Consider the following 19,030-nt stretch of genomic DNA (forward strand, 5'->3'; position numbering starts at 1 on the left):
CGCCGCGCAGGCCCCCCGCCTCGGGGGGGGGGCGGGGGGGGCCCGCCCCCCCCCCCGGGCCCCCCCCCCGGCCGACGCGGCAGGATCTGGCCGGTGACTGCCACCGCCACCGAGCTGACCCACCTGTCGGCCACCGAACTCGCGACCATGGTGCGCAGCGGCGAGGTGACGTCGACCGAGGTGGTCGACGCGCACATCGCCGTGCTCGAGCGGATCACAGCGCTGAACGCGGTGGCGGCGCAGCGCTTCGACGCCGCGCGCGAGGAAGCCGCGGCCGCCGACCAGCGCGTACGCGCGGGCGACACCGACCTGCCGCCGTGGCACGGCGTACCGGTGACGATCAAGGAGATGCTCGGCGTCGCCGGCATGCCGCACACCGGCGGCTACCCGCACCGGCGCAAATTCCGCGAGACCGACGACGCGACCGTCGTGGCACGGTTGCGCGCCGCCGGCGGCATCGTGCTCGCCGTCGGCAACACCTGCGGCGCGTTCATCTGGATCGAGTCGAACAACCCGATCTACGGCCGGGTCGGCAACGCGTACGACGCCGGCCGCACCGCAGGTGGCTCGACCGGCGGCGACGGCGCCATCGTCGGGTCCGGCGGGGCCCCCGTGGCGCTCGGCTCGGACCTCGGCGGATCGGTGCGGATCCCCGCGTATCTCAACGGCGTCTTCGGTCACCTGCCGTCGCAGGGCCTCGTCCCGTTGACCGGTCATTTCCCGGTGCCGGAGGGCGAGGTGCGCCGGATGCTCTACCCCGGGTTGCTCGCGCGCCGGGCGGCCGATCTCGCGCCGTTGCTGCGCATCGTGTCCGGCCCGGACGGCGTGGACGAATTCGTCACCGAGCGCGCGCACGTGGGCGACCCGGCGACGGTCGCGATCGACGGGTTGCCGGTGACGGTGTCGACGCACGCGTCGACGGTGCCGCTGCGGCCGGTGTTGCGCGGCGCGCTCGACGACGCCGCCGCCGAACTCCAGACGCGCGGAGCGCGGGTGACGGAGAAGCCGCTACGCCAGATGCGGTGGGCGCTCGCGCAGTTCGCGGCCATCGCGTCCGCGGAGTTGGACCTCCTGACGTCCTGGGAGGGCATCACCGCGTCCACTAATCCGGCCGGCCGGCCTCGGGACCCGCTGCTGGTACGCGCCCCCTCGGCGGTGCTGAAGCTGGCGGATGTGGCACCGCTGCGCGCCGTGCGCACGGCCGCCGCGCGTCGCCTCATCGATTCGGCGCGGCAGGCACGCGACGCGGTGCTCGAGGAGATCGGCGACGGCGTGCTGCTCTACCCGCCGTTCCCGCGTCTGGCGCCGCGGCACCGCAGCACGCTCGGCCAGCCGTGGCTGGCGACCAACACGGCCATTTTCAACCTGTACGGCCTACCCGCGACCCAGGTTCCGCTGGGGATCGGCGACGCCGGGCTGCCGCTGGGCGCGCAGGTCGTTGCCCGGCCCGGCGCCGACCACGTCTGCTTCGCCGTCGCGCTCGAACTCGAGCGCGCCTTCGGCGGTTGGGTCGATCCGCGCGACGTCCGAACGCGTACGTAGGCCGGACAGCAGCAGCGGCACCCCGACGCCGAGCGCGATTGCCGCGAGGACGACGAGCAGGCCGGACGCGTCGCCGCCGCCCGTGCCTTCGACGTACACGGCGGGCAGCCCTGCGCACGCGAGGTGGGCGTTGCCGGTGGTCGGCGCGATGAAGGACGCGATCGTGTCGGTGGCCTTGGTGTCCGAGGTCTCCGGCGTGAGCCGCAGCGCGGTCGGGGCGACGTCGCCGTAGTCAGCGGAGCACGCCACCGACTTGGGGTCCCGGCCGCTGCGCTGCGCGGCTCGGACGCCATCGTGAATAGCCAACCGGTAGGTCTGACCGGACACGAGGTGCACGTCGTGCGGCGGCGGATGTCCCGGCGCGAAGGCGTGCGCCTCTCCGCCCGCTGCTACCCGCGACAGCACCCAGAACAGCGCGCCCAGGACCACCAGCACGATGCCGGCGAGCAGCGTCCGGGCGGGTGCACGCGACGGTCGGCGACTCACCCGAGCAGCGTAGTTGCCCTCACCGCGACGCGGCCGCCGGCGGTGGCTTGCGCCGGTCCTTGATCACTCGTGCCGGCACGCCGACCGCGACCGAATACGGCGGCACGTCGCGGGTCACGACGGCGTTCGCACCGATCACCGACCCGGTGCCGACGACGACGCCGCGCGACACCGTCACCTTGCTGCCGACCCACACATCGGGCTCGATGCGGATACGTGACTTCGCGATCCCCTGGTCCTTGATCGGGAGGTTCAGCTCGGCGAAGTTGTGGTCGAAATCGGCGATGTAGATGTCGTCGGCGAACAGCGACGACGCGCCGATCTCGATGTCGAGGTAACAGTTGATCGAGTTCTCCCGACCGAGCACACTCTTGTCCCCCACGCTCAGCGTGCCCTCGTGGCAGCGCAGCGCGGTGCCGACGCCGAGATGGACCCACCGGCCGAGGACCAGCCGGCCGTACCCGCGGCGCGCGTAGAGCTCCACGTTGCGGTCCATGAACACGATGCCGCGGGTGATCACATGCTGGTTCGCGAGCTTGAAGCGGAAGAAGCGCCAGTAACGCACGAGGTACCACGGCGTCCACGCCCGGTGGCGGATCACCCAGCGCAGCGAGGCGGGGGTGCAGAACCTGGCGCTGCGCAGCGCCGGGTCGTCGTCACGCCGATGCAGCACCGGCATCCCCATCCGCGCCGGGTGCCGCGAGGCCGAGGGCATCGAACAGTTCGTGCGGCGTGCTGCAGAGGGGTTGCGCGCCGGCGGCGACGAGTTCACCGGGCAGCCCGTACCCCCAACCGGCGCCCACGCACCGGATATCGTGCTCCCGCGCGCCCGTGACGTCGTGCGAGCGGTCGCCCACCATCACGACGCTGTCGGCCGCGGGTCGCCCGAGGCGCCCGAGCACCTTGTCGATCACCAGCGCCTTGGTGCGCAGCGAGCCGTCGAGTTCGTCGCCACCCACGGTCTCGAAGTACCCGTCCAGTCCGAGGTGCTCGACGATCGGCAGCGCGTAGTGCTCGGGCTTGCTGGTGGCGACCGCCATCCGCAGGCCGGCGTCGCGCGCGGCGGCCAGCGCGTCGGATATGCCGGCGTAAACGCGGGTGTCGTACATGTCGCCCGCGGCGTAGCGCTCCCGGTAGGCCGCGATGACGGCGTCGAGCCGGTCCGTCCCGCCGATGAGCGGTGGCAGCGACTCGTAGAACGGCGGCCCGAGCAGCGCCTGCTCGGTGTGCGCGTCCAGCGGCGCGATGCCGTTGACCGCGAAGGCGTGCCGCAGCGCCGAGAGGATGCCCGGCGCCGAGTCCGACAACGTGCCGTCCAGATCGAACAGCACGACTGAGGTGGGGACGGCCGAGGGCACCGTCACGGGCCTGGCTTCACGCCGGTGACCTCGGCGTTGTAGAACAACCCGCTCGGCACGATGCCCTCGAGGTGGGTGTCGATGCGCAGCAGCCACTGCCAGGCGTGCAGCGCGAAGTTCGCCCAGCGCATGCCGAGTCGTTCCTTGGGGACGGCGCATTCGAAGGTGCGCACCGGCCAGCCGAACCAGGAGGCGAGCAGCTCCGACGTCGCGACCCGCACGTCCACCGCACCGGCCCGCGCGGCCAGTGCCGCCAACGCCTTCGGCGCGAACGTGTGCACGTCGACGACGGCCTCGAGTGCTGCGGCGCGCGACGACTCGTCGAGCTCGGGTTGCGGACGCCGCCACGCCTCGAGGCGCGGCAGTCGGGTGATGTTCGTGGCCGCCCACCAGGTGAACCGCGACAGCCGGCGTGCGACGTAGTCGCCGTGCTCGGTCGGCTCGCCGGCGAAGACGAACCGGCCGCCCGGCTTGAGCACCCGCATGATCTCGGCGAACGCGAGGTCGAGATCCGGGATGTGGTGCAGAACCGCATGTCCGATGACGATGTCGAACGTGTCGTCGTCGTAGGGCAACCGCTCGGCGTCGGCGACCCTGCCCTCGATCTCGAAGCCGAGCCCGCGTGCGTTGCGCTGCGCGACCTCGACCATGCCGGGGCTGAGGTCGGTGACGTGCGCGTCGTCGATGACGCCGGCCAATTTGAGGTTGAGCGTGAAGAAGCCGGTGCCGCAGCCGAGTTCGAGCGACGTCGCGTAGGGCCAGCTGCCGTCGCCGGCGACGTGCACGAAGCGGTCGCGCGCGTAGTCGACGCACCGCTGGTCGAACGAGATCGACCACTTCTCGTCGTAGGTGCCCGCTTCCCAGTCGTGATAGAGGATGTTCGCGAGCTTCTTGTCCGACCAGGCAGCCTCGACCTCTTCCGCTGTTGCGCTCATTTGAATACCGCCTTGCCGGGGCCGTTCTCGATGAACGACTGCATGCCGGTGGTGCGGTCCTCGGTCGCGAACAGTGACGCGAACAGGTGCGCCTCGAGCCGCAACCCGGACGCGAGGTCGCCGTCGAGGCCCTCGTCGACCGCGGCTTTCGCCGCGGCCAACGCGAGTGACGGGCCCGTCGCGAACTTCGCCGCCATCGCGAGCGCGGTGGAGTACACCTCGGCGGCGGGCACGACGGCGTCGACGAGGCCGATCTGCAGCGCCTCCTCGGCGTCGACGAAGCGGCCGGTGTAGATCAGGTCCTTCGCCCGCGCGGGACCGATCAGCCGCGGCAGGCGCTGCGTGCCGCCGGCGCCCGGGATGATCCCGAGCAATATCTCCGGCTGCCCCCATTTGGCGTTGTCCGCGCTGACCCGGAAGTCGGCGGTCAGCGCCAACTCGCAGCCGCCGCCGAGGGCGTAGCCGGTGACCGCGGCGATGACCGGCTTCGGGATGCGCGCCACAGCATCGAGCGAAGACGACAACCGGCCCGCGTCGACGAACATCGTCTCGTGGTCCTGTTGGGAGAATTCTTTGACGTCGGCGCCGGCCGCGAACACCTTGTCACCGCCGAACAGCACGACGGCGCGCACGTCGGCGTCCGCGGTGAGCCGCGCCGCCGCGGCACGCAGCTCCTCCTGCACCTGCGTGTTCAACGCATTCATCGGCGGCCGGTCGAGCCGGACGACCGCGACACCCGCCGGCACCGACCCGTCGGACCCGTCGCCGATCTCGACCTGTACCAGCTGCGCCATCCACTGCCTCCCGACCCGTGCAAGTTCTGCGAGAGCCTACGGTGTAGCGGGCAACGGGGGCGACGAGAGGCGACAGCGTGAACCTGGGACGGATCGAAGCGCTGCCCGTGGTCCGGGCGATCGGCACCCGCGCGCTGCAGGTGCATCAGGAGATCTACGTGCGCAGCGGTGGGCGCATCGGGCACCGGCTCTTCGGCACACGCAACCTGATCCTGCACACGACCGGCGCGAAAACCGGCGCGGCCCGGGTCAACGCGCTGACCTATGCGAAGGACGGCGAGAACTACGTGATCGTCGCCTCCTACGGCGGCGCGCCGCGCTCGCCCGCCTGGTACCACAACCTGCGCGCGCACCCGGACACCGAGATCCAGGTCGGCACGCGACGCGTTCCGGTCACTGCCCACACCGTTGCCGACGACGACCCGGACCGCGCGCGGCTGTGGCGGTTGGCGAACGAGGGCAACGACGGGCGGTACACCGCCTATCAACGACAGACGTCGCGACAGATCCCGGTGGTCCGCCTGACGCCGCGCTGAATCAGACCGCGCGGGCGTACCAGCGTCCCGCGCGGCGCTCGACGTCCAGTGCCAGCCCGAACGTCTCAGACAGCGGCCCCGCGGTCAGCACGTCGGCAGCGAGTCCTGCCGCGACGATGCGCGCCTCGCGCAGCAGCAGCACGTGCGTGATGCCCGGCGGCAGCTCCTCGACATGGTGCGTGACCAGCACCGACGCCGGCGCGTCCGGGTCGTCGGCGAAGGTCGCGAGCCGGCGCAGCAGGTCCTCGCGGCCGCCGAGATCCATCCCGGCGGCCGGCTCGTCGAGCAGCAGCAGCTCGGGGTCGGTCATCAGGGCGCGCGCGACCTGCACGCGCGCGCGTTCGCCCTGGCTCAGCGTGCCGAACGTGCGCTCGCCGAGCTCGGCGGCGCCCACCCGTGCCAGCAGTGCCGCCGCCCGGCGCACGTCGGCGCGCCCGTACGCCTCGCGCCACCGGCCGATCACCGAGTAACCCGCGCTGACGACGACGTCGAGCACCCGCTCGTTCATCGGGATCCGGTCGGCCAGCGCGGCGCTGGCCAGCCCGATGCGCGGTCGCAGCTCGAACACGTCGACGGCACCGAGTTGTTCGCCGAGCACCCACGCCTCGCCGGTGGACGGGTGCATGCGGGCCGCGGCGATCTGCAGCAACGTCGTCTTGCCGGCGCCGTTGGGCCCGAGCACCGCCCAGCGCTCGTCCTCCTCGACCGTCCAGTCGATGTCGGTCAGCAACGCCTTCGTGCCGCGCCGCACGCCGACGCCGGCGAATTGCAGCACCGCATCGGGATTCGCCTCCACCACCGGCACATCATTTCGCATGCGTCGGCGCTCGCGTCGACGAGTCCGGACACGACGATGCTCCCGTCGAGTCGTGGCTCGACGGGAGCATCGGACGTAGCGTGCAACGGCCGCAGGTCAGGCGGCCGGGCCCTTGATCGGCGTCACGCTCGCCGAGTGCGTCGCGCCGGACGAGTCGGTCCAGCGCACCTGCACCGACGTGCCGGGCTTCACGCCACCCATCACGCTCTTCAACGCGTCTGCGGAACCGGTCTTCTTGCCGTCCACCGAGGTGATCACCGAGCCGGACGCGATGCCGGCCTTGTCCGCCGGACCGCCCTGGAGCACCGAGGTGATGGTCGCGCCGCCGTTGGATGCGTCGGCGACGCCCACCCCGAGGAAGCCGGGCACGCCCTGCACGATCGTCGACGTGGTCACCCCGGACTCGATCTTGTCGGCCAGGGACACCGCGGAGTTGATCGGAATCGCGTAGGCCTGCGCGGACGTCGTCGTCTGCGCCCGCGAGCTGCTTGCCGATGCCGCGGTGTCCATGCCGATGACGTTGCCCTTGGCGTCGTAAAGCGGACCACCCGAGTCGCCGGAGATGATCCCCGCGTTGATCTCGATCAGCCCGTGCAGGCGCTCGCCGGCCGTCCCGTTGCCGTCGCTTGCGGTGATCGTCCGGTTCAGTGCGGTGATCTTGCCGGCGGACGCGCGCAGTGTGCCGGTGCCGCCCGCGTTGCCGACGCCGACGATCGAGTCGCCGGTCGCGGCGGTGCCGGAGTCACCGATCTTGGCCTTCGTCAACCCGGATGCGTTGCGCAGCTTCACGACCGCGACGTCGTCGGTGGCGTCGGTACCGACGACGTCGGCGGTGTAGGACTTGCCGGTGGTCTCGACGGTCACCGTGATGCTCGTCGCGCCGCTGATCACGTGGTTGTTCGTCAGGATCTCGCCGTCCGAGCTGAGGATCATGCCGGTGCCGGCGCTCTCGGCGTTCTGGTACTTCAGCACCGAGACGATGGTGACGATGCCCTTCTGCTGGGCATCCGTCGCCACCGATGCGCTGGTGGTTCCGGAGCCGCTGCTCGGCAGGCCGCCGGGCAGACTGCCCGACCCGTTGCCGCTCGAGCCGTTGCCGCTCGAGCCGTTGCCGCTCGAGCCGTTGCCCGGGTTGACCGTGCCGGAGCTGGCCGAGCCGCCGCCCGTCGACGGGAACAGCGAGCCCGACCCGGCGACGCTCGACCCGGTGTTGCCCGTCGCGACGAAGCCGAACGCGGTGGCCGCTGCAGCGACCAGCGCGGCACCGGCGGCGACGTACCAGCTCCGCCGCCGCGCGCCGCTCCCCTGCGGCGGCGCGGGCGGCGCAAGCGGTGCGCCGTAGTACGTCGGACCCCACTGCGTCGGTGTACCTGGGTGCCCGGCGGCGTACCCGCCCTGGGCGCCACGGTCGTAGACCCATTCGGTGTGCTGCGGGTCGTGGGCGTGCGTAGGGATGCCCCAGGCACGGGTGCCGTCGGGCTGGTGCCCCGACCAGTCGGGGTGCTGCGGCTGCTGGTCCGGCTGCTGCGGACGGTGTGCGTCGTCGGTCATGACATCACTCAAACGTGCCTTCCGAGAGAGCAGCTGAGCCCAACCAAGGTGCTTGCTGAGAAATACGGCGTTGCGACTTCGGGCGCCCCGAGTCGTCGGGGCGACCGGCCGCGATTCCACTACAGTCCGATCGGTGCGGCCCGAGCAGCTCACCGCCGCGCTTGCGGCGCGGCTCGAGCGCGCCTGGCCGGGCACGCCGTTCCCGCTCGGCGCCCACTGGGACGGCGACGGCGTCAATTTCGCACTGTGGTCCACGACGGCCACGGCCGTGTCGGTGAGTCTGTTCAACGACACGCACGAGCTACGCATACCCCTGGACGAGTCGACCTATCACGTCTGGCACGGCTACCTGCCCGGCGTCGGGCCGGGACACCGGTACGGCTTCCGCGTCGACGGCCCGTACGACCCTGCACAGGGCCTGTTCCACAACCCGAACAAGCTGCTCGTCGATCCGTACGCCCGCGCGCTCGAGGGCGACTTCGTCGACGACCCCGCGGTCTACCCCGGCAACGCCGACGACTCCGCGCCGTACGTCCCGCGATCGGTGATCATCCACGACGCCTTCCCGTGGGGTGGCGACCTGCCACCGCGGGTGCCGTGGGCGGACACAGTGATCTACGAGCTGCACGTCAAGGGATTCACCCAGCAGCACCCCGATATCCCGCCGGAACTGCGCGGCACGTACGCGGGTCTGGCGCATCCTGCAGCGATCGGCCACCTCCGGTCGTTGGGCGTGACCGCCGTCGAGCTGCTGCCGATCCACCACTTCGTGTCCGAGTCACACCTGCAGAAACGCGGGGCCCGCAACTACTGGGGCTACAACTCGCTGGGCTTCTTCGCCCCGCACGAGGCGTACGCGTCGCGTCGCGGCAATCAGGTGCGCGAGTTCAAGTCGATGGTGCGCGCGCTGCACGCGGCGGGCATCGAGGTGATCCTCGACGTCGTCTACAACCACACCGCCGAGGGCGGACCGGACGGGCCGATGCTGGCGTTCCGCGGCATCGACAACGGCTCGTACTACCGGCTCGCGGACAACCGCGCGCACTACGTCGACTACACAGGCTGTGGCAACACCTTCGACCCGCGCCGCCCGTTCCCGCTGCAGCTGATCACCGACTCGCTGCGTTACTGGATCACCGAGATGCACGTCGACGGCTTCCGCTTCGACCTCGCCTCGGCGCTCGCGCGCTCGCTGCACGACGTCGACAAGCTGTCGTCGTTCTTCGACACCATCCATCAGGACCCGGTCATCTCGCAGGCCAAGCTGATCGCCGAGCCGTGGGACGTCGGTGCGGGCGGCTACCAGGTGGGCGAGTTCCCGCCGCTGTGGACGGAGTGGAACGGCCAGTACCGCGACACCGTGCGCTCGTTCTGGGCGCACGGCGCGGACGGCGTGCGCGATCTCGCGTCCCGGCTTTCCGGCTCGTCGGACCTCTACAGTGCGGACGGCCGGCTGCCGTTCGCGTCGATCAACTTCGTCACCGCACACGACGGCTTCACGATGCGCGACCTCGCGTCCTACGAGCGCAAGCACAACGAGGCCAACGGTGAGCGCAACCGCGACGGCACCGACGACAACCGCTCGTACAACTGTGGCGTGGAGGGCGAGCCCGCCCCGCCGCATGTCGAGCTGCTTCGCCGGCGTCAGGTCCGCAATCTGCTGTCGACGTTGTTGCTGTCCACCGGAGCGCCCATGCTCGTCGCGGGCGACGAGATGTGGCGCACCCAGCGTGGCAACAACAACGCCTACGTACAGGACAACGAGCTGTCCTGGCTCGACTGGTCGTCGATCGACGCCGACACGGGCGATCCGGCGGCCACCGACGTCCTGGCGCTCGTCCGCCGGCTGCTGGCGCTGCGCCGCACCCATCCCGTGCTGCGGCAGAGCGCGTTCTTCGCCGGCCGCCCCATCGACCTCGGCGAACAGGCTGCCGCCGAGCAGGGCGGCGTCACCAAGGACATCGCGTGGTTCCATCCGACGGGCAACGAGATGACGACGCGCGACTGGCACGACCCGGCGTTGCGCACGCTCGGCATGTATCTGGACGGGCGCGGCCTGCGCCATCGCGACCGCCGTGGCCGGGCGATCGAGGACACGTCGTTCCTGTTCCTGCTGCATTCCGGTGATATCGACGTCGAGGTCCGGCTACCGGGCCGCCCGTGGGCTGCCGGTTACCTGCCGGTGATCGACACCGCGCAGCCGGCCGGCGCGCCGCGGGCAGCGGTGCTCGGCGGTGGCGCCACGTTGCCGATGGTCGCGCGCTCGGTACAGCTGCTCGAGATCAGCCGCGGCTGAGCCCGGCGGCGCGTGCTTCCCCGCACTGCGACACTGGACCCATGCGGACCGCCGAGTGCTGGCTCACCGACATGGACGGCGTGCTCGTTCGTGAGGAAGCGGCGCTGCCCGGCGCCGCGGACTTCCTCGCCCGGCTCACCGAACGCGGCCGCCGCTACCTCGTCCTCACCAACAACTCGATCTTCACGCCGCGCGATCTTGCTGCGCGGCTCGCTCGCTCGGGCCTGAAGATCCCGGAGGAGTCGATCTGGACGTCCGCGCTCGCGACCGCGACGTTCCTCGACGACCAGCTGCCGCGTGGCTCCGCGTACGTCATCGGCGAGGCCGGGGTGACGACGGCGCTGCACGAGGTCGGCTACACGTTGACCGACCGCGACCCGGACTTCGTCGTGCTCGGCGAGACGCGCACCTACTCGTTCGAGGCGATCACCCGCGCGATCCGGCTCATCGAGAACGGCGCGCGGTTCATCGCGACCAACCCGGACGTGACCGGCCCGTCCGAGGAAGGGCCGTTGCCGGCCACCGGTTCGGTGGCTGCGATGATCACCGCGGCGACGCAGCAGCAGCCCTATTTCGTCGGCAAGCCGAATCCGATGATGCTGCGCAGTGCCCTGAACCGGATCGAGGCGCACTCGGAGAACACCATCATGATCGGCGACCGTATGGACACCGACGTGATCGCCGGCATCGAGGCCGGGCTGGACACGATCCTGGTGCTCACCGGCTCGACCCGCGCGGGCGATGTCGTCCGGTTCCCCTACCGGCCGGCACGCGTCGTGGACTCCATCGCCGACGTCGTCGACCTCGTCTGACCGGCGCGCCCGCTCAGAGCGGGCGGCGCAGCGTGACGACGGTGACGTCGTCGGTGACCGGCGCGTCAGCGCCCTCACCGGCCAGCGCATTCCACACTGCGCGCGCCGACGTGTCGCGCGCGTCGGCGAGGAACCACATCAGCCGGTCCAGACCGTCGCCGATCGACTCGCCGCGACGCTCGACGAGACCGTCGGAGAACAGCACGATGCGCCATCCCGGCTGCAGCACGAACTGCGACTGCTGGTACTGGACGCCGGCGACGCCGAGTGGGGGTGAGACGGCGATCGGGGACTCGACGGTGCCGTCGGCCGGATCGTCGATGAGCGGCAGCAGGTGGCCCGCGCTGGCCGCCGTGACCGCGCCGGTGTCGAGGTCGAAGACGGCTACGACGGCAGTGGCAAAGGTGCCGGGCAGCAGTGCTGTGCACAGCTCGTTGAGCCGGTTCAGCGCGTCGGCCGGCTCGCGGCCGACGAACAGGTACGCGCGCAGGGAATTGCGCAGCTGCGCCATGGTGCCGGCCGCGCCGATGCCGTGGCCTGCGACGTCGCCGAGCACGACGACCAGCCGGCCGTCGCGCAACCGGAACGCGTCGTACCAGTCGCCGCCGATCCGGCCGCCGGCCGCCGGCTCGTAGTGGGCGGACAGCTGCCAGTCCGGCAGCTGCGGCAGCAGGGTCGGCAGCAGGCTGCGCTGCAGGGCCTCGGCCATGCGCAGCTCGCCGCGCGAGCGCTGGTACATCGACTCGACGAGGTGGCGGCGCAGCTGGCCCGCGGCGTCACGCTCACCGACCGTCCACGGCTGCGAGCGCAGCTCGACGATCTCGCGCCAGCGCTCGAACGACCTGCGTGGGCTGATCCGGAAGTCGTTGCCCTCCTGGACGGCGAGCGCCTTGTTGTGCGGGTCGCCGCCCCAGTCGACGGCACGGCGCGCCTCCGCGCGCAGCCAGATGGCGTACTGGCCACCGGGCAGCACGATCGCCAGGGCGCCCGCCGCGAGCTGCGGGTCGACGCTGACGTGCGGCAGTGTCCGCGCGAGGCAGTCGGTGGCGACGACCTCCTCGTCGGCGGCGACGGCCCACGCGACGATCTCCTCCAGCACCTGCGGGGACGGCACCTCACCGCGCGTCTGCACCCGGCCCTGCATGCTCACGGCCACCGCGTCGGCCGCGACGAGGTCGAGCAGGTCGGGCGCGCCGAGCAGCGCCGACACGATCGACTCGCTCTCGTCGTAGAGGCCGGTCGTCAGCTTCGCGAGCATGGCCTGCGCAGCGATCCGCTCGTGCAGCAGCTCGTCCTGCGCGCGGTCGACCAGGCGCAGCGACAGGGTGGAACCCAGGAACTCGGCTGCCGCCCGGGTGCCGTAGGGCGGCAGGTGTGGGCCGGAGTAGTGGTGGCAGGCGATCAGCCCCCACAGCTTCCCCTCGCGCAGCAGGGAGATGGACATGGACGCGCCCACGCCCATGTTCTGCAGGTACTCGACGTGGATGGGCGACACGGAGCGCAGTGTCGAGAACGTGAGGTCGAGCGGCTGACCGGTCATCGGGTTGACCGCCGGGACGAGCGGCGCGGGCGTGTAGTCGACGTCCGAGATCAACCGGATCCAGTTCTTCTCGTACAGCGCACGTGCCTGCGCCGGGATGTCCGACGCCGGGTAGTGCAGGCCGAGGAACGGGTTGAGATCCTCGCGCTTCGCCTCGGCGACGACCTCGCCGTTGTACTCGTGGTCGTAGCGGTAGACCATCACCCGGTCGAAGCCGGTGAGGTCGCGGACGGCTGTCGCGGTGATCTGGTACAGCTCGTTGAGCGAGGCCGCACGGTTCAGCTCGCCGACCGCGCCACGCACCGCCTGGTAGGTGTTCGGGAACGAGAACGGCCGGGGTCCGTAAGCGTTCTCCAGCTCGACGAACAGGATGCCGCCCGGCTCGCGATGCAGGATCGCGTCCAGCACGAACGACTCCCCGCGGACGTCGAGCGTCAACTCGAGCGGGTTGCGGTCGTGCAGGGCGCCGAAGGTGGCCACGGCGCGCTCGATCGTCTGCGCGGCCTGGTTACCGACGAGCCCGGCGAGCGGGCCGTCGAGCACCTGCTCGGCGGGCACCCCGAGCAGGTCGACAGTGTTGGCGCTGACCTGCGTGATGACCAGTTCGGGTTCGCGCAGCACGACGAGCACGCCGCGTGGCTGCACGCTGCCCGGCACGTGGATGGGCTCCCGGGCGCAGTTGTCGAGGTCGATGGCCTCGCCCACCGGCACGAAGTCGCCCTGCTCGGTGGTCACGCCGCCACCTGCTCCATCAGGGGACTCAACCACGTGGCGAGCGAGTCGAAGGTGCGTGCGGCGGCGTCGGCCACCTGCCCGGCGCGTGCCTGGTCGTCACCCACGAATTCGTCGAGCCGCGCGAGGTAGGAGCGCCACATGGGGCCGGGGCCCTCGGGATACGGCGTGAAGGTCGCCAACCGTCCCGACGGGGCACTCGGCAAGGTGTCGCAGGCGACGAGGTGCCGGCTGATCACTGCACCGCCCAGCGCCGACCCCTCACTGACGTAGAGCCAGCCGAACGCCTGCGCGGTGTCGGCGGTGTCGAACACCGCAGCCGCCACGGGCAACGCCGCGACGTCCGCGTCCGATGCGCCCAGCACGGCGAGATCCGCACGCAGACCCAGCGTGCGGCGGCGGCGGGGCCAGTCGAGCGACGCCGCCGTCCCGGGGTCGACGTCGGCCCACCGGTCGAGCACCGGTTCGGTGCCGTGCCAGAAGCCGTGGAAACGTTCGAGCACGGTGCGCAGGCGAGCCGGCGTCAGCGCAGGATCGAGCAACGCCAGGCCGTCCTCGACCCGCGCGTGGGTCGACGCGGTGCGCTGGCGCAGCAGTTGCGCGGTTGCGTTCAGTGCGTCCTCCCCACCTGCCGGCGCGCAAGATCTCGCGCTCACTCTAAACTCCCGGCCCCGCTGCGAGGCGTCGGAGCGCCGGGATTGACCGGAATCGCCCACCCGTGCGGAACGCCGACGGCGCGGGCTGCAGCGACCACTCCGCTTGTCGGATGCGCCCTCTAGGCTGACCGCGCGTGGAAGGAGGTGGAAGGAGACAGTCATGCCCGGTGACATCGCGGTCCTGGCCGAGGATCTGGTCAAGACATTCGGCAAGGACGTGCGCGCGCTCGACGGCGTCAGCCTCCAGGTACGCACGGGGACTGTCCTCGGCCTGCTCGGCCCGAACGGCGCGGGCAAGACCACCGCGGTGAACGTCCTGACCACGTTGTTGCGTGCCGACTCCGGGCGCGCCGAGGTCGCGGGCATCGACGTCGCCGCCGACCCGGACGCCGTGCGACGCAGCATCGGGCTCGCCGGCCAGTACGCCGCCGTCGACGAGATGCTGACCGGAGCCGAGAACCTGAAGCTGGTCAGCCGGCTCAACCACATGTCGCGATCCGACGCCCGGGCCCGCGCAGGTGAGTTGCTCGACCAGTTCGAGCTCTCCGACGCCGCGGACAGACCGGCGAAGACCTATTCGGGCGGCATGCGCAGGCGTCTCGACCTCGCCGCGGCGCTCGTCGCGCGCCCGCCGGTGCTGTTCCTCGACGAACCGACCACCGGCCTCGACCCGCGTAGTCGCAACGACCTCTGGCGCGTCATCGACGAGCTCGTCCGAGAGCGGACAACCGTGCTGCTCACCACCCAGTACCTCGAAGAGGCCGATCGACTGGCGGATCAGATCTGCCTCGTCGACCGCGGCAAGGTCATTGCCGAGGGAACGGCCGAGCAGCTGAAATCCCGGCTCGGCGGCGCCGTGCTCGAGGTGCGCTGCGACGACGCCGAGCAGGCCCGGCAGGTCGCCGGCATCGTCGACGGCGCGGGCGACGGCGAGGTCGGCGTCGACGACGACCTCGTGCGCGTTCCGGCCACCGCAGGCACCTCGGTGCTCACCGAGGTCGTGCGGCGACTGGACGCCCACGACATCGTCGCGCGCGGCCTGCAACTGCGCGAGCCCAGCCTCGACGACGTGTTCTTGTCCCTGACCGGACACCCGGCCGAGGCCGCGTCCGACGAGCCGGCGGCGGACTCGGCGGCGGGGCCGCCGGCGGACTCGGCGGCAGACTCGGCGGCGGGGCCGCCGGCGGGGTCTGCGGACACGAGCGTCGCGGCGGATTCAGGAGCCCACTCATGACGGCGTCGACGGCGCGTCCGCCCGCACCTACGGGCCGGACGCTGGCCTGGCCGGTGCAGGACGCCGTCGCGATGGCCGGACGCAACCTGCGCCGGCTGATGCGTCAGCCCGAACAGGTGTCGTTCAACCTCGTGTCGCCGATCATGTTCGTCCTGCTGTTCCGGTACGTGTTCGGCGGTGCCATCAACGGCCTGCAGGGGCTGAACTACGTCAACTACCTGATCCCCGGCATCGCCGTGCAGACCGTGCTGTTCAGCGCCGGGGTCACCGGCTTCGCCCTCGCCGACGACCTGCAGAAGGGCTTCATCAGCCGGCTGCGCTCGCTGCCGATGGCGCGCAGCGCGGTATTCGGCGGCCGGGTGCTGTCCGACACGCTGAACAACGCGTTCGGACTGGTCATCCTGGTGGCGACCGGGTTCGCGGTCGGATTCCGGCCGCGCAGCGTGCTCGGTCTGCTGCTGGCCGCCCTCCTCCTGCTGCTGTTCGCGCTCGCGGTCAGCCTGGGCTACGCGCTCATCGGGCTGTCCGTGCGCAGCCCGGAGGCCGTCAACGCCGCGACTTTCCCGATCATCTTCCCGTTGACGTTCGCGTCGTCGGCGTTCGTGCCGGTGCAGACCATGCCGAGCTGGCTGCGCGGGTTCGCCGCGCACCAACCGGTCAGCGTGGTGATCAACGGCGCACGTTCGCTCATCCTCGGCGACTCGGTCACCCCCATGCAGCGCTCGTTGCTGCTCGGCGGCTCCGACACCGCGTCCCTGGTGTGGCAGGCGCTGGCGTGGACCATCGGTATCGGGCTCGTCTTCGGGCTGCTGTGCACCCGCAAGTACCGCAGCCTCAGCCGCTGACCGGTACGAACGGTGCCATGGCGTCCGGGTTGCGCAACGCGCCGCGGCTGACTGCCTCGTCCACCGGCACCCCGGCGAGTACCCGCTTGACCGGCACCTCGCACTTCTTGCCGTTGAGCGTGCGCGGCACCTCGTCGATGGCGACGATCTCGTCCGGGACGTGCCGTGGCGACAGCTCGCGCCGGATGCGCGCACGCAGCTCGTCCCGTACGTCGTCGAGCGCGACGCCGTCGGCGAGCACCACGTACAGCAGCAACCGGCCTTCGCTGCCCGCGGCCGCCGACGTGTCGATGACCAACGAGTCGGCCACACCGTCGACGTCCTCGACCACGCGGTAGAACTCGGCGGTGCCCATCCGCACGCCGCCGCGGTTGAGCGTCGAGTCCGAGCGCCCGTAGATCACGCACGAGCCGTCGGCGTCGATCCGGATCCAGTCGCCGTGCCGCCAGACGCCCGGGAAGTCCTCGAAGTACGCGGCCTGCAACCGCGAGCCGTCCGGGTCGTTCCAGAACGACACGGGCATCGACGGCATGGGCTCGGTGATCACCAGCTCGCCGACCTCACCGATCCGCGGACGTCCCGCGGCGTCGTAGGCGGCGACGGCGCAGCCGAGCAGTCGGGCGGCGATCTGCCCCGCGCGGACCGGCAGCGTCGGGCTGCCACCGACGAAGGCGGTGCACACGTCGGTGCCCCCGGACAGCGAGGACAGCGCTACATCGGACTTGACGTGCGAGTACACCCAGGCGAAACCCTCCGGGGCGAGCGGCGCACCCGTCGAGCCGATCGTGCGCAGCGCGGACAGGTCCAGCGACGACGGCTGCACGTCCGCGGCCATGCACGCCGCGACGTAGGGCGCGGATACGCCGAAGCAGGTGATCTGCGTCCGTTGCGCGAACCGCCACAGCGCGTCCGGTCCGGGGTGGGCGGGGTTGCCGTCGAACAGCACGATCGCCGAGCCGACCGTCAGGCCGGACACCAGCAGGTTCCACATCATCCAGCCGGTGGTGCTGAACCAGAAGAAGCGGTCACCGGGACGCAGGTCGAGGTGCAGCGCTAGCTGCTTCATGTGCTCGAGCAGGATGCCGCCCTGCCCGTGCACGATCGGCTTGGGCAGCCCGGTGGTTCCGGACGAATAGAGAATCCACATCGGTGCGTCGAACGGCATCGGCTCGAACGCCAGCTCACCGGGCTCGGCGAGCAGGTCCGGCCAGCGCAGCGTGTCCGGCACCGTGGCGGCCGGATCCAGGTACGGGATCAGCACCGTCGCGCGCAGTGACGGCAACTCGCGGCGCAGCCCGTCGAGCGTGTCGCGCACGTCGAAGCGCTTGCCTCCGTAGACGTAGCCGTCCACGCTCACCAGCACGGCCGGCTCGATCTGGCCGAACCGGTCGACGACGGCACGGGGACCGAAGTCCGGCGAGCACGACGACCAGATCGCGCCGAGCGACGTCGTGGCGAGCATCGCGACCAACGCCTCCGGCGCATTCGGCACCAGCGCGGCGACTCGGTCACCCGCACCCACACCCAGATCGACGAGCGCACCGCGCACCGATGCGACCTGCGCACGCAGCTGCGCCCAGGTCAGCGTGCGATCCATGCCGTCCTCGCGTCCGAACACGACTGCGACGTCGTCGTCGTTGACGCCGCAGGGTGGGAACAGCGCGTGCTCGGCGTAGTTGAGGGTGCCGCCGGGGAACCACTGCGCGCCCGGCATCCGCGCGTCGCCGAGTGCCTGTGCCGGTACGGCGTGCCAGCGCACCTGCAACCAGCGTGCCGCGGCGGCCCAGAACCCGCCGACGTCGGACACCGACCATTGCCACAACTGGTCATAGCTGTCGACGCTGACGATCTCCTGCGCGGCCAGCCACCGAACGAACTCGGTCAGCCGCGCGTCCTCGATGCGGTGTGCGTCCGGTTCCCACAGCAGCGCGCCCTCGTTGGTCATTGCCGCAACCTACCGACCAGAGCACGCCGCATCGCTCGCACCGCGTCGTCCGCCGACGAGGCGCCCGCTACGGTCGTCACCGTGGGTGTGGGCATACCGGGCGGCCGGACGGATCCGGCTGTCGGTGCGGACGACTCCGTCGTCGCGGATTGGCAAACGGTGACGGCGGCGGTCGCGCGGGTGCAGCGACGCGTGGACGAGGCGCTCGAGACCGCCGGCGTGTCGGGCCACTGGTTCGCCGTCCTGTACGAGCTCATGCGCGCCGAGGGTCATCGCATGCCGATGAGTCGACTCGCTCGCGAGGTCTCGATGACGACCGGCGGTTTCACCAAACTCGCCGACCGCATGGCACGTGAGGGGTTGATCGACCGGCGCGGGTCGTCCGACGACCGCCGGGTGGTGCACGCGGCCCTGACCGACGCCGGCCGCGAGCTGACCGAGCGCGCCGCCGCCGTGTACGAGCAGGCGTTGCGCAGCAGCGTGCTCGAGTCGGTCTCCCCCGATGGGCTTGCCGGCATCACCCGCGTCATGCGCGACATCGCGCGCGGGGTCGAGGAGCCTGCAGCGGGCGAGTTCGTGGCGGACGACCCGAGTGCAGTCCAGCCACCTCCGCGGCGGCGCAGCGACGACCGCTCCTGAATACGCCGCCGGTGCGCCTGCGCCAGTTGCGCCTGCACCGGATTCGCCGGCCGGACTGGGTTGCTCCTTGCGAGAAACGCCAACTATGTGTCGCTGTAGCGACGGATAGTTGGCGTTTCGCGGAGCAGGGTGACACTAGTCGCAGGAGCCGCAGGGCCGCGGACATTGCGGTCAGGTGGTGGTCGGGGGCGGCGCGTCCGGTGGACCGGCCGGCCGGAGAAGGCCCCCGCGTGATCGTGCGCGTCATGCCCGCACCCCACGCGGAGGCCCCCGACCGTGCCGCGGCCACGTGTGGACGGATCCCTCGTGGCC

16 protein-coding genes are annotated in these 19,030 nt (G+C 71.3%); 7 read left to right on the forward strand and 9 right to left on the reverse strand.

Annotated elements, in window-relative coordinates; genetic code table 11:
* The coding region (locus ACFFCN_RS01755) for an amidase (protein WP_375489118.1) at positions 1–1,542 on the forward strand (1,542 nt) is incomplete at its 5' end.
* Positions 1,543–2,047: 505 nt separating this feature from the next.
* Here the strand turns inward: ACFFCN_RS01755 and ACFFCN_RS01760 are convergent.
* From ACFFCN_RS01760 to ACFFCN_RS01775, 4 genes are read right to left on the reverse strand one after another with little or no spacing between them, the layout of a single operon-like run.
* Complete coding sequence (locus tag ACFFCN_RS01760; protein WP_375489212.1) at positions 2,048–2,707, reverse strand: acyltransferase; 660 nt, start codon at positions 2,705–2,707, stop codon at positions 2,048–2,050.
* Entirely contained in the window at positions 2,685–3,392 is a 708-nt protein-coding gene (locus ACFFCN_RS01765; protein ID WP_375489120.1) for an HAD hydrolase-like protein, read from the reverse strand. The genes ACFFCN_RS01760 and ACFFCN_RS01765 overlap by 23 nt, the downstream gene beginning before the upstream one ends.
* Positions 3,389–4,321 carry a class I SAM-dependent methyltransferase gene (locus ACFFCN_RS01770; RefSeq protein WP_375489122.1) on the reverse strand — a complete coding sequence of 311 codons (933 nt, stop codon included), beginning with the start codon at positions 4,319–4,321 and terminating at the stop codon, positions 3,389–3,391. Before ACFFCN_RS01770 ends, ACFFCN_RS01765 begins: the two co-directional genes overlap by 4 nt.
* A complete protein-coding gene (locus tag ACFFCN_RS01775; protein ID WP_375489124.1) occupies positions 4,318–5,115 on the reverse strand; it encodes an enoyl-CoA hydratase/isomerase family protein in 798 nt (265 codons plus the stop codon). Before ACFFCN_RS01775 ends, ACFFCN_RS01770 begins: the two co-directional genes overlap by 4 nt.
* Before the next feature lie 83 nt (positions 5,116–5,198).
* Here ACFFCN_RS01775 and ACFFCN_RS01780 point away from each other — a divergent pair, with 83 nt between their 5' ends.
* The gene (locus ACFFCN_RS01780) at positions 5,199–5,651 is read left to right on the forward strand and encodes a nitroreductase family deazaflavin-dependent oxidoreductase (RefSeq protein ID WP_375489214.1); all 453 of its coding nucleotides are present in this window, start codon (positions 5,199–5,201) and stop codon (positions 5,649–5,651) included.
* A 1-nt stretch (position 5,652) separates the two neighbouring features.
* On the opposite strand, the gene ACFFCN_RS01785 is transcribed toward ACFFCN_RS01780, so the two are convergent.
* Together ACFFCN_RS01785 and ACFFCN_RS01790 are read right to left on the reverse strand one after the other, a co-directional pair.
* Positions 5,653–6,468, reverse strand: a complete 816-nt coding sequence (locus ACFFCN_RS01785) for an ABC transporter ATP-binding protein (RefSeq protein WP_375489126.1) — start codon at positions 6,466–6,468, stop codon at positions 5,653–5,655.
* Positions 6,469–6,564: 96 nt separating this feature from the next.
* Positions 6,565–8,019 (reverse strand): S1C family serine protease, encoded by a 1,455-nt coding sequence (locus tag ACFFCN_RS01790; protein ID WP_375489128.1) that lies wholly within the window; start codon positions 8,017–8,019, stop codon positions 6,565–6,567.
* 133 nt (positions 8,020–8,152) lie between these two features.
* On the opposite strand from ACFFCN_RS01790, the gene glgX reads away from it, so the two are divergent.
* A complete protein-coding gene (glgX, locus tag ACFFCN_RS01795) occupies positions 8,153–10,315 on the forward strand; it encodes a glycogen debranching protein GlgX (RefSeq protein ID WP_375489130.1) in 2,163 nt (720 codons plus the stop codon).
* 41 nt (positions 10,316–10,356) lie between these two features.
* A complete protein-coding gene (locus ACFFCN_RS01800; RefSeq protein ID WP_375489132.1) occupies positions 10,357–11,127 on the forward strand; it encodes an HAD-IIA family hydrolase in 771 nt (256 codons plus the stop codon).
* Between the two features lie 13 nt (positions 11,128–11,140).
* On the opposite strand, the gene ACFFCN_RS01805 is transcribed toward ACFFCN_RS01800, so the two are convergent.
* Positions 11,141–13,402 carry a SpoIIE family protein phosphatase gene (locus ACFFCN_RS01805; protein WP_375489134.1) on the reverse strand — a complete coding sequence of 754 codons (2,262 nt, stop codon included), beginning with the start codon at positions 13,400–13,402 and terminating at the stop codon, positions 11,141–11,143.
* Complete coding sequence (locus ACFFCN_RS01810; RefSeq protein ID WP_375489136.1) at positions 13,399–14,055, reverse strand: biliverdin-producing heme oxygenase; 657 nt, start codon at positions 14,053–14,055, stop codon at positions 13,399–13,401. The genes ACFFCN_RS01805 and ACFFCN_RS01810 overlap by 4 nt, the downstream gene beginning before the upstream one ends.
* A gap of 160 nt (positions 14,056–14,215) precedes the next feature.
* Here ACFFCN_RS01810 and ACFFCN_RS01815 point away from each other — a divergent pair, with 160 nt between their 5' ends.
* Positions 14,216–15,289 (forward strand): ATP-binding cassette domain-containing protein, encoded by a 1,074-nt coding sequence (locus ACFFCN_RS01815; RefSeq protein ID WP_375489138.1) that lies wholly within the window; start codon positions 14,216–14,218, stop codon positions 15,287–15,289.
* Positions 15,286–16,134, forward strand: coding sequence for an ABC transporter permease (locus ACFFCN_RS01820; protein ID WP_375489140.1), 849 nt, complete (start codon positions 15,286–15,288; stop codon positions 16,132–16,134). The genes ACFFCN_RS01815 and ACFFCN_RS01820 overlap by 4 nt, the downstream gene beginning before the upstream one ends.
* Here ACFFCN_RS01820 and ACFFCN_RS01825 read toward each other — a convergent pair.
* Entirely contained in the window at positions 16,124–18,079 is a 1,956-nt protein-coding gene (locus ACFFCN_RS01825; RefSeq protein ID WP_375489142.1) for an acetoacetate--CoA ligase, read from the reverse strand. The genes ACFFCN_RS01820 and ACFFCN_RS01825 overlap by 11 nt on opposite strands.
* Positions 18,080–18,160: 81 nt before the next feature.
* Here ACFFCN_RS01825 and ACFFCN_RS01830 point away from each other — a divergent pair, with 81 nt between their 5' ends.
* Positions 18,161–18,718 (forward strand): MarR family winged helix-turn-helix transcriptional regulator, encoded by a 558-nt coding sequence (locus tag ACFFCN_RS01830; RefSeq protein ID WP_375489144.1) that lies wholly within the window; start codon positions 18,161–18,163, stop codon positions 18,716–18,718.
* The last annotated feature ends 312 nt before the right edge of the window (positions 18,719–19,030 follow it).

The organism is uncultured Jatrophihabitans sp., assembly GCF_964246335.1.
GTDB lineage: Bacteria > Actinomycetota > Actinomycetes > Mycobacteriales > Jatrophihabitantaceae > Jatrophihabitans.

What these genes read in the sequence shown, in the direction of transcription:
- ACFFCN_RS01760 (WP_375489212.1), bottom strand. Translation starts at nt 2,707, where the DNA reads ATGCCGGTGCTGCATCGGCGTGACGACGACCCGGCGCTGCGCAGCGCC.
- ACFFCN_RS01770 (WP_375489122.1), bottom strand. Translation starts at nt 4,321, where the DNA reads ATGAGCGCAACAGCGGAAGAGGTCGAGGCTGCCTGGTCGGACAAGAAG.
- ACFFCN_RS01775 (WP_375489124.1), bottom strand. Translation starts at nt 5,115, where the DNA reads ATGGCGCAGCTGGTACAGGTCGAGATCGGCGACGGGTCCGACGGGTCG.
- ACFFCN_RS01785 (WP_375489126.1), bottom strand. Translation starts at nt 6,468, where the DNA reads ATGCGAAATGATGTGCCGGTGGTGGAGGCGAATCCCGATGCGGTGCTG.
- ACFFCN_RS01790 (WP_375489128.1), bottom strand. Translation starts at nt 8,019, where the DNA reads ATGACCGACGACGCACACCGTCCGCAGCAGCCGGACCAGCAGCCGCAG.
- ACFFCN_RS01800 (WP_375489132.1), top strand. Translation starts at nt 10,357, where the DNA reads ATGCGGACCGCCGAGTGCTGGCTCACCGACATGGACGGCGTGCTCGTT.
- ACFFCN_RS01815 (WP_375489138.1), top strand. Translation starts at nt 14,216, where the DNA reads ATGCCCGGTGACATCGCGGTCCTGGCCGAGGATCTGGTCAAGACATTC.
- ACFFCN_RS01820 (WP_375489140.1), top strand. Translation starts at nt 15,286, where the DNA reads ATGACGGCGTCGACGGCGCGTCCGCCCGCACCTACGGGCCGGACGCTG.
- ACFFCN_RS01825 (WP_375489142.1), bottom strand. Translation starts at nt 18,079, where the DNA reads ATGACCAACGAGGGCGCGCTGCTGTGGGAACCGGACGCACACCGCATC.